Annotated in this window: 13 protein-coding genes; 1 reads left to right on the top strand and 12 read right to left on the bottom strand. The window is 64.7% G+C overall.

Going from position 1 to position 12,527, the window contains the following annotated elements; genetic code table 11:
• Nucleotides 1–8 precede the first annotated feature (8 nt).
• From C7G42_RS10070 to miaA, 4 genes are all read right to left on the bottom strand, one after another.
• Nucleotides 9–704: a class I SAM-dependent methyltransferase gene (locus C7G42_RS10070; protein ID WP_106948743.1), complete on the bottom strand. Its 696-nt coding sequence runs from the start codon at nt 702–704 to the stop codon at nt 9–11.
• A 3-nt stretch (nt 705–707) separates the two neighbouring features.
• Nucleotides 708–1,250 carry an acetolactate synthase small subunit gene (gene ilvN, locus C7G42_RS10065; RefSeq protein WP_028145447.1) on the bottom strand — a complete coding sequence of 181 codons (543 nt, stop codon included), beginning with the start codon at nt 1,248–1,250 and terminating at the stop codon, nt 708–710.
• 25 nt (nt 1,251–1,275) lie between these two features.
• On the bottom strand, nt 1,276–3,051 hold the full coding sequence (locus C7G42_RS10060; RefSeq protein ID WP_106948742.1) for an acetolactate synthase 3 large subunit: 1,776 nt from the start codon (nt 3,049–3,051) through the stop codon (nt 1,276–1,278).
• A gap of 329 nt (nt 3,052–3,380) precedes the next feature.
• The gene (gene miaA, locus C7G42_RS10055) at nt 3,381–4,337 is read right to left on the bottom strand and encodes a tRNA (adenosine(37)-N6)-dimethylallyltransferase MiaA (protein ID WP_106948741.1); all 957 of its coding nucleotides are present in this window, start codon (nt 4,335–4,337) and stop codon (nt 3,381–3,383) included.
• Between the two features lie 11 nt (nt 4,338–4,348).
• On the opposite strand from miaA, the gene serB reads away from it, so the two are divergent.
• A complete protein-coding gene (gene serB / locus C7G42_RS10050; RefSeq protein WP_106948740.1) occupies nt 4,349–5,254 on the top strand; it encodes a phosphoserine phosphatase SerB in 906 nt (301 codons plus the stop codon).
• Nucleotides 5,255–5,387: 133 nt separating this feature from the next.
• Here serB and C7G42_RS10045 read toward each other — a convergent pair whose 3' ends face one another.
• The 8 genes from C7G42_RS10045 to C7G42_RS10010 all read right to left on the bottom strand — a co-directional run bounded on the left by C7G42_RS10045 (nt 5,388) and on the right by C7G42_RS10010 (nt 12,442).
• Nucleotides 5,388–6,893: a Do family serine endopeptidase gene (locus tag C7G42_RS10045; RefSeq protein ID WP_106948739.1), complete on the bottom strand. Its 1,506-nt coding sequence runs from the start codon at nt 6,891–6,893 to the stop codon at nt 5,388–5,390.
• A 141-nt stretch (nt 6,894–7,034) separates the two neighbouring features.
• Nucleotides 7,035–7,241, bottom strand: coding sequence for a DUF2065 domain-containing protein (locus tag C7G42_RS10040; RefSeq protein ID WP_094893965.1), 207 nt, complete (start codon nt 7,239–7,241; stop codon nt 7,035–7,037).
• Between the two features lie 72 nt (nt 7,242–7,313).
• The gene (gene hflC, locus C7G42_RS10035; protein ID WP_106948738.1) at nt 7,314–8,210 is read right to left on the bottom strand and encodes a protease modulator HflC; all 897 of its coding nucleotides are present in this window, start codon (nt 8,208–8,210) and stop codon (nt 7,314–7,316) included.
• Complete coding sequence (hflK, locus tag C7G42_RS10030) at nt 8,207–9,343, bottom strand: FtsH protease activity modulator HflK (RefSeq protein WP_106948737.1); 1,137 nt, start codon at nt 9,341–9,343, stop codon at nt 8,207–8,209. The genes hflC and hflK overlap by 4 nt, the downstream gene beginning before the upstream one ends.
• 152 nt (nt 9,344–9,495) lie before the next feature.
• On the bottom strand, nt 9,496–10,008 hold the full coding sequence (locus C7G42_RS10025) for a dihydrofolate reductase (protein ID WP_106948736.1): 513 nt from the start codon (nt 10,006–10,008) through the stop codon (nt 9,496–9,498).
• Complete coding sequence (locus tag C7G42_RS10020) at nt 10,008–10,493, bottom strand: GNAT family N-acetyltransferase (RefSeq protein WP_106948735.1); 486 nt, start codon at nt 10,491–10,493, stop codon at nt 10,008–10,010. The genes C7G42_RS10025 and C7G42_RS10020 overlap by 1 nt, the downstream gene beginning before the upstream one ends.
• 4 nt (nt 10,494–10,497) lie before the next feature.
• Entirely contained in the window at nt 10,498–11,292 is a 795-nt protein-coding gene (locus C7G42_RS10015; protein WP_106948734.1) for a thymidylate synthase, read from the bottom strand.
• 169 nt (nt 11,293–11,461) lie between these two features.
• A complete protein-coding gene (locus C7G42_RS10010; RefSeq protein ID WP_106948733.1) occupies nt 11,462–12,442 on the bottom strand; it encodes a tripartite tricarboxylate transporter substrate binding protein BugD in 981 nt (326 codons plus the stop codon).
• Between the last annotated feature and the right edge of the window lie 85 nt (nt 12,443–12,527).

The following is a 12,527-nucleotide window of genomic DNA, read 5'->3' as shown; positions in this document are numbered from 1 at the left end:
GTTGTCGTCTAGCCTTGCTCGCCGGCTCTTGGTTTGCGCAGCAGATACGTGCCGTGCATCGGTGCGTGGTAATCGGCCGAGACGAGCGTGAAGCCGATGTCGGTCAGCATCCGCTCCATCACCCAGCCGAAGGTGGAATATTCGTCGCGCATGTGCGTGACGAAGCTCTCGCGCGGAAAATCATGGTTCTTGATCTGGAAGTCGGCCCATTGCTCGACGTCGCGCTCGATGGCGTCGGGCATCGCGGCGTAGACGAGGTCGCGCAGATAGAACGTCGCTCCGGGCTTGAGCGCGCGGAAAATCCGCGACATCGCCACCGCCTTCCAGAAATCCGGCAGATGGTGCAGCGTGAACTCGCTGACGATCAAGTCGTAGGATTCCGCCCGGTAGGCGAAGCTGAGCAGGCCGGCTGACTGGGTTGCCACCTTTGCCTTGCGGTCGCGCGCGTAGATCTCGGCGAGCGCCAGCATTGCCGGCGATATGTCGATGGCATCGACCTCGGCACCCATCAGCGCCGCTTCGGTCGCCAGCACACCGTTGCCGCAGCCGATGTCGGCGATGCGCCAGCCGCGCTGGACTCCCAACATTTTCAGCGCGGCGCGCGCCCGCAGATCGGCATCGTCATGGGCGTCGTAGATCGAGGCCACAGCGGGCTCGATCCCCATCCGGTTCCGCTCGTTGTAGTACCAGTCGCGCGCCAGCATGGGTCACATTCCTTCAGGCCCGCGGCCGATCGCGGCAACGCCGGTGCGCGACACCTCGACGAGGCCGAGCGGACGCATCAGGTCGATATATTGATTGATCTTGTCCGTATTGCCTGTGATCTCGAACACAAAGCTCTCGGTGGTGGCGTCGATCACGCGGGCGCGGAAGGCATCCGCGAGCCTGAGCGCCTCGACCCGATGCTCGCCCTGCCCGCGCACCTTCACCATCGCGAGCTCGCGCTCGATCGAGCGCCGGGTCTGGGTCATGTCGACGACCTGGTAGACCGGGATCATGCGGTCGAGCTGGTTCTTGATCTGCGCGATCACCATCGGCGTACCGGTGGTGACGATGGTGATGCGCGACAGGTGCTTCTGGGCCTCGGTCTCCGAGACCGTGAGGCTCTCGATGTTGTAGCCGCGGCCCGAGAACAGGCCGATGACGCGCGCGAGCACCCCGGGCTCGTTCTGCACGAGCACGGCAAGCGTGTGCGTCTCGTTGGGATCGTGGCGCTCTTCGATGAAGTAGGCGGATGCAGGCTGGTTCATGGTCGTCCCTTCCAAATGTCTCTCGTCACACCAGCGCCTTGCCGCCGGCAAACGCCTTGGCGGTGGCCTCGTCGTTGGCCTGCTCCGGCAACAGCATCTCGTTGTGCGCCTTGCCGGACGGGATCATCGGGAAGCAGTTTTCCAGCGACGCGACGCGGCAGTCGAACAGCACCGGGCGCTTGACCGAGATCATCTCCTGGATGGCACCGTCGAGATCGCCAGGCTTGTGCACCTGGAAGCCGACGCCGCCATAGGCTTCCGCGAGCTTGACGAAGTCCGGCATCGCCTCCGAGTAGGAATGCGACAGCCGGTTGCCGTGCAGCAGCTGCTGCCACTGCCGCACCATGCCCATGTACTGGTTGTTGAGGATGAAGATCTTGATCGGCAGTTCGTACTGAACCGCCGTCGACATCTCCTGCATCGTCATCTGCACCGAGGCATCGCCGGCGATGTCGATAACCAGGCTGTCGGGATGGGCCACCTGCACGCCAACCGCGGCCGGCAGGCCGTAGCCCATGGTGCCGAGACCGCCCGACGTCATCCAGCGATGCGGCTCCTCGAAGCCGTAGAACTGCGCCGCCCACATCTGGTGCTGGCCGACCTCGGTGGTGATGTAGGTGTCCCTGCCGCGCGTCGCCTCGAACAGGCTCTGGATCGCGTGCTGCGGCAGGATGACGTCGTTGCTCTTCCTGTAATAGAGCGAGTTGCGCGCGCGCCACTGCGCGATCTGCTGCCACCACGCCTTGATGTCGGGCTTCTTCGCCTCCGCCTTGAACACCTGGAGGATGTCGCCGAGGATGTTGCCGCAATCGCCGATGATCGGCACGTCGACGCGGATGTTCTTATTGATCGAGGACGGGTCGATGTCGATGTGGATCTTCTTCGAGCCCGGCGAGAACGCGTCGACCCGTCCGGTGATGCGGTCGTCGAAGCGCGCGCCGACGCACAGCATGACGTCGCAATCATGCATCGACATGTTGGCTTCGTAAGTGCCGTGCATGCCGAGCATGCCGAGCCAGTTCTTTCCCGACGCCGGATAGGCGCCGAGACCCATGAGCGTCGAAGTGATCGGGAATCCGGTGACCTCGACCAGTTCGCGCAACAGCTTGGTCGCTTCGGGGCCGGAATTGATGACGCCGCCGCCGCTGTAGATCACGGGGCGCTTGGCATTGGCCAGCAGCGCCACGGCCTTGCGGATCTGCGTCGCATCGCCCTTCACGCGCGGCGCGTAGGAACGATGCACGTCGGACTTGCGCGGCGGATGATAGGTGCCGGTTGCGAACTGCACGTCCTTGGGGACGTCGACCAGCACCGGGCCCGGACGGCCCGTGGTCGCGACGTAGAACGCCTCGTGCAGCACCTTGGCGAGATCGTTGACGTCGCGCACCAGCCAATTGTGCTTGGTGCAGGGACGCGTGATGCCGACCGTGTCGCATTCCTGGAACGCGTCGTTGCCGATCAGATGCGTCGGCACCTGGCCCGAGATGCAGACCAGCGGGATCGAGTCCATCAGCGCGTCGGTGAGCGGCGTCACCATGTTGGTGGCGCCGGGGCCTGACGTCACCAGGGCAACGCCGGGCTTGCCGGTGGAGCGCGCATAGCCTTCGGCCGCATGGCCCGCGCCCTGCTCGTGGCGGACCAGGATGTGCTGGACTTCGCTCTGCTGGAAGATCTCGTCATAGATCGGAAGCACCGCGCCGCCGGGATAGCCGAAAATGTCGGTCACGCCGTGATCGATGAGCGCGCGGACGATCATCGCGGCGCCGGTCATCTGGTTCGGATCGTGGCTTTTGTCGCTCATTGGCTTGCTCCGGATGCGCTGTTGTCAGCGGCTTCGTTCGTGTCTGGCTCGGGAAATAAAAAAGGCCCCGAAGAGGGCCCATGCACACCGCCTGTCATGTGGATGGCAGCTAGCCACCCCCGGCGGTGTGCCTGGGTACGACGGCGATAAGGAGTTTGGTAATAATGTTGCGCATGACTGACGATCGGCTTCCCAAAGGTTGCGCGAAACATAGCGGCCAAAGCCCGGATGTCAAGGCGAAGCGGCCGTTTTCGCGCGATTTTGCCAGTGTAGCGGTGTTCCCGGGGTTCGGCGAGAGGTAAATTCGGGAACCCCGGTACAAAAGCGCGTCAGTCGGGGTTTCGTGCCGCACTCACAATGGCGGCGAGCCATCCCCGTGCCTCCTCGGGCTTCACCCATTCGAACTCCGGCAATTGATGCCGGAACCAAGTGAATTGCCGCTTGGCATAGTGGCGGGTATCGGCGCGGCCGATTGCTGCGGCGTCCTCCAGGCTGAGCTCGCCGCGCAGATGCCGGATCAGGGCCGGCACGCCGTGAGCCTTCATCGCCGGCAGCAGTGGATCGAGATGTCGGGCGGCGAGCCGCTCGACCTCCCTCAGCGCGCCGGCGTCCAGCATCGCGTCGAACCGGGCATCGATGCGGGCATAGAGCTCGTCCCGCTCGGGCGCGAGAAACACCGCCCGAAAACTGTGCTTCGGCAGCAGCGGCGGCTGGCCTTCCCTGTGCCAATCGAGCAGCGAACGGCCGGTCGCCTCGACCACTTCGAGCGCGCGCGCGATCCGGGTGCGGTCACGCAGGTTCAATCGCTCGGCCGCACTGGGGTCGCAACGCGCCAGTTCCGCATGCAGCGCCTCCGCGCCGTTGCGTTCCAGCCGCGCGCGCACGTCCTCGCGCACCTCGGCAGGAATTGGCGGCACCACGGAGAGGCCCGCTGTCAGCGCCTTGAAATACAGCCCGGTGCCGCCGATGAAGATCGGCAGACGGCCTTCCGCTTTCGCCTCGTCGAGCGCCTTCGCCGCGTCAACCACCCAGGCGCCCGCCGAGAAGTTCACGGCCGCATCGACATGGCCGTAGAGACGGTGCGGAGCGCGGGCCTCCTCGCTTTGTGTGGGACGCGCCGTGATGACGCGGAGGTCACGATACACCTGCATGGAGTCGGCATTGATGACGACGCCGCCCGTGCCGAGCGCGAGCTCCAGCGCCAGCGCCGACTTGCCGCTGGCGGTCGGGCCTGCGATAAGCACGGCCTCGCCAACCTGCCTTCTGGCGACCTGTTCCTCGCTCACGAAAACCTCAAATGTCCCTCGTCGCCACGCTGATCTGCAACCCCGACAACCCCGCGCTCGACTCGACCATCGTTGATGGCGCCCGCGCCGTGCTGCCCCAGGCAGCACCCGCGCATTGGCTGTTCGACGGGGTTGCAGTCGACATTCCCTTCGGCGCCGATAGTAACCTCGAAGGCGACCGTCACGCCATCGAGCAGCGGCTCCGCGAGCTTCGCGGCGACCTCCCCGTCGACATCGTGGTGCAGCCTGTCGGCTTCAGGCGCAAGAAGCTTTTTCTCGCCGACATGGATTCCACCATGATCGGCCAGGAATGCATCGACGAGCTCGCTGACCTCGTCGGGATGAAGGCCCACGTGGCAGGCATCACCGAACGCGCCATGCGCGGCGAGATCGAGTTCGAGCCGGCGCTGCGCGAACGCGTGGCGCTGCTGAAGGACCTGCCCGCCGGCGTGGTCGACGAAGTCCTGGCCAAGCGCATCACGCTGACCCCTGGCGGCCGCGAACTGGTCGCAACCATGCGCAAGCACGGCGCGTATACCTGCCTCGTTTCCGGCGGCTTCACGCTGTTCACGACCGCGATCGCCGCGAGGATCGGTTTCCAGGAGAACCGCGCCAACGAGCTCGTCGTGCGCGACGGCAAGTTCACCGGCGAGGTGAAGGAGCCGATTTTAGGCCGCGCGGCCAAGCTCGCGACGCTGGTGGATTTGATGGAATCGTTCGATCTCGACGACATCGACTCGGTCGTGGTCGGCGATGGCGCCAATGATCTGGCGATGATCCAGGCGGCGGGACTTGGCGTTGCCTATCACGCCAAGCCGACCGTGGCGGCCGCGGCAGCCGCGCGGATCGATTACGGCGACCTCACAGCGCTGCTTTATGCGCAGGGGTATCGGCGGGACGAGTTCGTGGAGGGGTAGCCTCTCTCGCCGCGCTCCGCAGCCGTAGGGTGGGCAAAGGCGCCCTTGCGCCGTGCCCACCATTCTTGCTGCGGCGGTGGAAAGACGGTGGGCACGCTTTCGCTTTCCCCACCCTACGGGACCGCGCCCGAAACTACTGCACGCTCAGCGCCACGAAGCGCAGCTCGCCGTCGGCATTCGAGACCAGCAGCAGCACCGACTTCTTGCCGTCCTTCTTGAGCTGATCGACCCGCTTCTGGATGTCGGCGCCGCTGGAGACAGCCTCCTGCGCGACCTCGACGATGACGTCGCCGGCGGAGAGGCGCTTTTCGGCGGCGTCGGAATTGGCGTCGACATTGGTGACGACCACGCCCTTGACGCTGTCCTTGATCTTGTAGCGGGTGCGCAGATCCTTGTTCAGCGCCGCAAGGTCGAGGCCCAGCGCCTTCTGCGTCACCGGCTTCTCGGGCGCGGGCTCGTCGGTCTTCACCGCGGCCTGCACCTTGTCGGGATCCTGGAGACGGCCGAGCGTGACCTTCTTGGTTTCTTCCTTGCCCTTGCGGATGACGACGACGTCGACCTCCTTGCCGACCGCCGTATCGGCGACGACGCGGGACAGGTCCTTCGGATCCTTGACGTCCTTGCCGTCGAACTTGACGACGACGTCGCCCGGCTCGATGCCGGCCGGCTTGGCGGGACCCTTGTCGTCGACGCCCGCAACCAGCGCACCGCGCGCCGGCTTGATGCTGAGGCTCTCGGCGATCTCGTCGGTAACGCCCTGGATCCGCACTCCCAGCCAGCCGCGGCGCAGCTCGCCGAACTGACGGAGCTGGTCGACGACGCCTGCGACCGTCTTCGACGGCACGGCAAAACCGATACCGATCGAGCCGCCCGAGGGCGAGATGATCAGCGTGTTGACGCCGATGACGTCGCCATCGAGGTTGAACAGCGGACCACCGGAATTGCCGCGGTTGATGGAGGCGTCGGTCTGGATGTAGCTGTCATAGGGACCCGAGGAGATGTCGCGGTTCTTGGCCGAGACGATGCCGGCCGTCACCGTGCCGCCCAGGCTGAACGGGTTGCCGATCGCGACCACCCAGTCGCCGAGACGCAGCTTGTCGCTATCGCCGAACTTCACCGCGATCAGCGGCTTGGTCGGTTTGAACTTCAGCACCGCAAGATCGGTCTTCTTGTCGACGCCGACCAGTTCGGCCTTGATCTTGGTGCCGTCGTTGAGGATGACGTTGATCTCGTCGGCGTCGGCGATGACGTGATTGTTGGTGACGACGACGCCTGACGTGTCGATGATGAAGCCGCTTCCGAGCGAGTTGGTCTTGCGCGGCGCCGGGCTGTTTTCACCGCCCTTGCCGCCGCCCGGACCCTTGCGGTTCTTGAAGAAGTCGTCGAAGAACTCCTCGAAGGGCGAGCCGGGCGGCAATTGCGGCATGGCGTTGCCGCCGCCGCCCTTGGCCTCGACGGTCTGCGAGGTCGAGATGTTGACGACCGCGTCGATCACCTTCTCGGCGACGTCGGCGATGCCCTCCGGTCCGCGCGCATGGGCCGGCGTGCCGAGCGCGCTGAAAGCAGCGACGGCGAACGCGGCCAGCCCAATTCGCACACCAAGTCGCGAGCGGGACGGAGCAAGAGCGGCAGCGGTCATTGTGATCTCCAGAGAGAGGGATTCGGCGCCAGACTGCGCTTGACGGGGAAACGGCGCAAGCGCGGAGCTTAGCGGGCCTCAGGACCCCTATAATACGGCGAAAACCGGTCCTTCGCCTTCACTTTGGCGTTGGCGAGACGCCTAAATGGGGCGGCGCATCACCCAGATCAGGACCAAGCCGGCGACGGCCGAACCGATCCCGACCGCGCGCAGGATGTTGTCGGGCGTGGCGATGGCGCTCTTCATGGCCTTGCGCATCCAGTTGGGACTGGCCGCGAACATCAAGCCTTCCAGCACGAACAGGATGCCCAAACCGATGAGGAAATCGGTGAACGCAATGGACCTCATCGGATCGGAACCTCCCGGTATGTCGTTCTTGTCTGGACGAAGGGCGGCGATATGCGCCGCCCTGTGTCTAGCTTACGGCTTCGCCGGCGTCTCGGTCGCCATCTTGCCGGACGGGTTACTGAAGTACCGGAAGAAATCCGAGTCCGGCCGCAGCAGGAAGCGGGTGTCGTTCGAGCGCAGCCCGTTCTCGTAAGCCGTCATCGACCGGTAGAAGGCGAAGAAGTCGGCATCCTTGCTGTAAGCTTCGGCGAACAGCCGGTTGCGCTCGGCATCGCCCGCACCCCGGGTCTGCTCGGCCTGCGAATTCGCCTCGGCAACGATGACGGTTGCCTCACGATCGGCCTTGGACTTGATCTCCTGGGCCTTCTGTCCGCCCTGGGCGCGGAACTCGGCGGCTTCGCGCTCACGCTCGGTCTTCATGCGCTGGTAGACTGCCTGGCTGTTCTGCTCCGGCAGGTCGGCGCGGCGGATCCGGACGTCGACGACCTGGATGCCGTAGCCGTCGGCCTCGCGGTCGAGCTGGTCGCGGATGCGCTGCATCAGCTTCTCGCGGTCGTCGCGCACCACGTTGATGAAGGTGACCTCGCCGAGCACGCGGCGTAGCGCCGCGTTCAGGAGCGTGGTGAGCTGGATGTTGGCGGCCTGGATCGAGCCGATGCTCTGATAGAAGCGCAGCGCGTCCTTGATGCGGTAGCGTGCGAAAGCGTCGACAACGAGCCGCTTCTGGTCGGAAGCGATCGCTTCCTGCGACGGGTTCTCGAGATCGAGGATCCGCTTGTCGATGTTGATCACCGAGTTCCACGGCGCCTTGAAATGCAGGCCGGGAGCGGTGACGACGTCGACGGGCCGGCCGAATTGCAGCACGATGGTCTGCTCGGTCTGCTGCACCGTGAACAGCGACATGTAGCCGACGATCACGACGAGCAGGAGGGCGAGCAGCGTGACGATACCTGTAACCGGGGACCTCATCGGCTGCCTCCGCTCGAGGGCTGACCGGTGGTAGGCGGCCGCTTGGCCGTCAGCTCACTGAGCGGCAGATAGGGCACGACGCCCTGGCCGGACTGGCCGCCGTCATAGATGAGCTTCTCCGAGCCGCCGAGAACGCGCTCCATCGTCTCCAGATAGATTCGTTCACGCGTCACGTCGGGCGCCTTCTTGTATTCCTCGTAAACCTTCAGGAAGCGAGCGCTCTGGCCCTTGGCCTCGGCGACCGCCTGCTCCTTGTAGCCTTCGGCGGCCTGCAGAATCTGCGCCGAGCGACCGCGCGCCTGCGGTACCACCTGGTTGGCATAAGTCTGCGCCTCGTTCTGCAACTGCTCGAGATTGGCGCGCGCGGCCTGGACGTCGCGGAAGGCGTCGATCACCTGCGCCGGCGGGTCGACCTTCTGCATCTGCACCTGGCTGATCTGAATACCGGCACCGTAGCTGTCCAAAGTCTTCTGGATCAGCTCCTGCACGCCCTGTTCGGTGACGTTGCGCGCACCGGTCAGGATCGGCTGGATCTGCGAGCGGCCGATCACCTCGCGCATCGAGCTCTCGGCGACCGCCTTCACGGTGCCCTCGGGATTCTGGATGTTGAAGAGGAAGTCGCCGACGCCGTCCGGCTTGATGCGCCAGAGCACGGTGAAATCGACATCCACGATGTTCTCGTCACCGGTCAGCATCAGACTCTCTTCGGGCACGTCCCGAATGGAACGGCCGCGACGCGCCGGGTCGTCGATCAGCGTCATGCCGATCGAGATGGTGTTGACGCGCAGCGCCTTCGGCAGCAGCACGGTCTCGATCGGATAGGGCAGATGATAGTTCAGGCCTGGCTGCACGGTGCGGACGTGCTTGCCGAAGCGCAGCACGACGCCAAGCTCTTCGGACTGCACGCGGAAGAAGCCCGACAACAACCAGAACGCGGCGATCAGCAGCACCACCAGCGTGATGCCGATGCCGGAGAAATAGCCTCCCGGCATGATCTGCTGGAGGCGGTCCTGGCCGCGCCGCAGAAGGTCTTCCAGATCCGGCGGCCTCGGCCCGACCGGTTGCGGGCCTGAGCCCCATGGTCCCTTCGGACCCGAGCCCCATGGGCCACCGCCCTGATTCTTCCACGGCATTCGACGCTCTCCTCGGCAGGGTGGAATTGCCCCCGCCCGCATTGTCCGGTCCGCTTTATAGGGGACAGGCAAGTCCCTTACAACGCAGCGGTGACCGTCTTCCGAGCTATGCTCGGGCACGAAAAAGTCAATGTAAACATTGAAGAAAGCGGTTAATGGCCGCGCCGCCGACGATATGTCACATAGGAGTATTCGGCGCTGTCCTCGCCTCCGGCAGGATGGCGGACGCGTGCGACCTCATCCCATTCCGCCTTGTTGATGTCGAAATGCGTGTCGCCGTCGGGCCGCGCATGGACTTCGGTGATTTCGAGGCGATCGGCGCGATCGAGCCATTGCCGAAAGATTTCGGCGCCGCCGATCACCGCGATCTCAGTGACCGAACGCCGCAGGGCGTCGCCGCGCGCAACCGCGCCCGCATCCGCGGCCGATGTCGTGACGATGGCGCCATTGGCGCGATAATCCGCATCACGCGTAATCACGATGTTGGTGCGGCCCGGCAGCGGCCGGCGAGGCAGGGATTCGAAGGTCTTGCGGCCCATGATCACGGGCTTGCCGATGGTCAGCGCCTTGAAGCGCGCCATGTCGGATTTCAATCGCCACGGCATCGCATTGCCGGCGCCGATGACGCCGTTCTCCGCGATCGCGACGACGAAGACAATCTCCATCAAGGCGCACTCCCGGCAAGCCGCGTCAGCGCCGGCCCGGTGACGCGGCACAGCGTCCAGTCGTCCATCATGACCGCGCCAAGCGACTTGTAGAACGCGATCGACGGCGCGTTCCAGTCGAGCACCGCCCATTGCAGGCGGGACCAGCCGTTGTCGACGCATTCCTTGGCGAGATAGACCAGCAGCGCCTTGCCGAGGCCCCTGCCCCGATGCGACGGCCGCACGTGGAGATCTTCGAGATAGATGCCATGGCGGCCGCTGAAGGTGGAGAAATTCGCAAACCACACCGCGAAGCCGACCGGCTCGCCGTTCCACTCGGCGATCGCGCAATAGAGTTGCGGTCGCTCGCCGAACAGTGCGTCAGCGATGTCGGCCTCGGTCGCCTCCACCTCGTGCGAGAGCTTTTCGTAGTCGGCGAGCTCGCGGATGAAAGCAAGAACGAGCCCGGCTTCGCCCGGGCGCACACGTCGGATGTTGAGCGACATCGGCCTAGACCGCGACTTCCGCCTTGATATGCGGATGCGGATCGTAGCCGACGAGTTCGAAATCCTCATAGCGGAAGGAGAAGATGTCCTTCACCTCGGGATTGATCCGCATCACCGGCAGCGGACGCGGGGCACGTGTCAGTTGAAGTCGCGCCTGCTCCAGATGGTTGGAATAAAGGTGCGTGTCGCCGAACGAATGCACGAAGTCGCCGGGCTTCAGGCCGGTGACCTGGGCCACCATCATGGTCAGCAGCGCGTAGGAGGCGATGTTGAAGGGAACGCCGAGGAAGACGTCGGCCGAACGCTGATAGAGCTGGCACGACAGCTTGCCGTTGGCGACATAGAACTGGAACAGCAGATGGCAGGGCGGCAGCGCCATCTTGTCGACATCGGCCGGATTCCACGCGGTGACGATCAGCCGGCGCGAATCCGGGGTGCGCTTGATCATGTCGATGACCTTGGCGATCTGGTCGATGCTGCCGCCTTCAGGCGTTGGCCAGGAGCGCCACTGATGCCCGTAGACCGGGCCAAGGTCGCCATTGGCGTCGGCCCACTCGTCCCAGATGGTGACGCCATTGTCGCGCAGATATTTGATGTTGGTGTCGCCCTTCAGAAACCACAACAGCTCGTGGATGATCGCCTTCAGCGGCAGCCGCTTGGTCGTCAGCATCGGGAAGCCGGCCGACAGATTGAAGCGCATCTGATGGCCGAACACCGAGAGCGTGCCGGTACCGGTCCGATCGGTCTTCTCGGCGCCGTCTGAAAGAATCCGCTCGAGCAGGTCCTGATACTGGTGCATGTGCGACTGGGCCTTTGGGGAGGCGGCGAACTTAACGGCGCCTCTTGCGATACGACAGCAGCGATTCGCTGCCTGTACCGATTATACCCGGAAAAATGAGCATCCCGCCGCAAACGACAAGGGGCGGAACTTGCGTCCCGTCCCTTACCTATCGACTTGAAAGTGCTGGCTAAGTTGCCGGCTTGAGCACCGGGGTCCACTTCGCGATCTCGTTCTTGACGAGGGCCGCCAGGGCCTCCGGCGTCCGCTCGGCAGGGCCCGGGATGACGCTGCCGAGCTCGAGCAGGCGCTTCTTCACGGTCTCGTCGTCGAGCGCCTTGCTGGCTGCAGCGTTCAGGCTGGCCAGGATCGCCGGCGAAGTTCCCTTCGGCGCAAACATCGCGTTCCAGGCCTGGGCCTGGAATTTCGGCAGCCCCGCTTCCGCCGTGGTCGGCACGTTAGGCAGCGACGGATTGCGCTCCGGCGTTGCGATCGCATAGGCCTTGATGGTGCCGGCATTGATCTGCGGCACGGCGTTGACGATCTGGTCGCACATGTAATCGACCTGCCCCGCCACCAGCGCGTTCATCGCAGGCCCCGTGCCGTTGAAAGGCACGCCGACCGGCTTGATGTCGAGGATCGAGTGCAGGAGCTCGCAGGAGACGTGCGAGACCGAGCCGATTCCGGCATGGGCAGCGTTCACCTTCTCGGCGTTGGCCTTCACATAGGCCACGAACTCCTTCAAATCCTTCGGCGGAAAGTCCTTGCGCGCGAGGATCAGGATCGGGGTGCCTGCGAGCAGCGCGATCGGCTCGAAGTCCTTCTCGGGATGATAGGCGAGCTTGGGATAGAGAGGCACCGATGCGGCATGCGTGCCCATATGCCCGGTGATCAGCGTGTAGCCGTCATTGGCCGCGCGCGCGGCGCGCGTGGTGGCGGTGGTGCCGCCGGCGCCGACCACGTTCTCGATGATGATGCTCTGGCCCAGCGTCTGCGCCATATGCCCGGTGACGATGCGCGAGATCACGTCGGTCGGTCCGCCGGCCGCGAACGGCACGATCATGGTGATGCTGCGGGTCGGATAGGTCTGCGCCTCCGCCGGTGCAACGAAAGCGGATAGCGACGCAAGCGCTGCGGCACAGGCGCCCGTGAGCGCGCGAATGAAGGTCATGTCGATCCCCGTATCGGTCCCTTGGACACAAACAATTGGATACCAAACAAAATGCCGGCCCAACGGCCGGCATTTTCATTTCATG

Origin of the sequence: Bradyrhizobium sp. MOS003 (genome assembly GCF_003020125.1) — a bacterium.
Classification (GTDB): domain Bacteria; phylum Pseudomonadota; class Alphaproteobacteria; order Rhizobiales; family Xanthobacteraceae; genus Bradyrhizobium.
Note: the sequence above shows the minus strand (reverse complement) of the source record. Positions and strands in the feature narration are given on the sequence as shown.

Coding starts and splice junctions, on each gene's coding strand:
- C7G42_RS10070 (WP_106948743.1), bottom strand. CDS start 704: ATGCTGGCGCGCGACTGGTACTACAACGAGCGGAACCGGATGGGGATC.
- ilvN (WP_028145447.1), bottom strand. CDS start 1,250: ATGAACCAGCCTGCATCCGCCTACTTCATCGAAGAGCGCCACGATCCC.
- C7G42_RS10060 (WP_106948742.1), bottom strand. CDS start 3,051: ATGAGCGACAAAAGCCACGATCCGAACCAGATGACCGGCGCCGCGATG.
- serB (WP_106948740.1), top strand. CDS start 4,349: ATGTCCCTCGTCGCCACGCTGATCTGCAACCCCGACAACCCCGCGCTC.
- C7G42_RS10045 (WP_106948739.1), bottom strand. CDS start 6,893: ATGACCGCTGCCGCTCTTGCTCCGTCCCGCTCGCGACTTGGTGTGCGA.
- C7G42_RS10040 (WP_094893965.1), bottom strand. CDS start 7,241: ATGAGGTCCATTGCGTTCACCGATTTCCTCATCGGTTTGGGCATCCTG.
- hflC (WP_106948738.1), bottom strand. CDS start 8,210: ATGAGGTCCCCGGTTACAGGTATCGTCACGCTGCTCGCCCTCCTGCTC.
- hflK (WP_106948737.1), bottom strand. CDS start 9,343: ATGCCGTGGAAGAATCAGGGCGGTGGCCCATGGGGCTCGGGTCCGAAG.
- C7G42_RS10025 (WP_106948736.1), bottom strand. CDS start 10,008: ATGGAGATTGTCTTCGTCGTCGCGATCGCGGAGAACGGCGTCATCGGC.
- C7G42_RS10020 (WP_106948735.1), bottom strand. CDS start 10,493: ATGTCGCTCAACATCCGACGTGTGCGCCCGGGCGAAGCCGGGCTCGTT.
- C7G42_RS10015 (WP_106948734.1), bottom strand. CDS start 11,292: ATGCACCAGTATCAGGACCTGCTCGAGCGGATTCTTTCAGACGGCGCC.
- C7G42_RS10010 (WP_106948733.1), bottom strand. CDS start 12,442: ATGACCTTCATTCGCGCGCTCACGGGCGCCTGTGCCGCAGCGCTTGCG.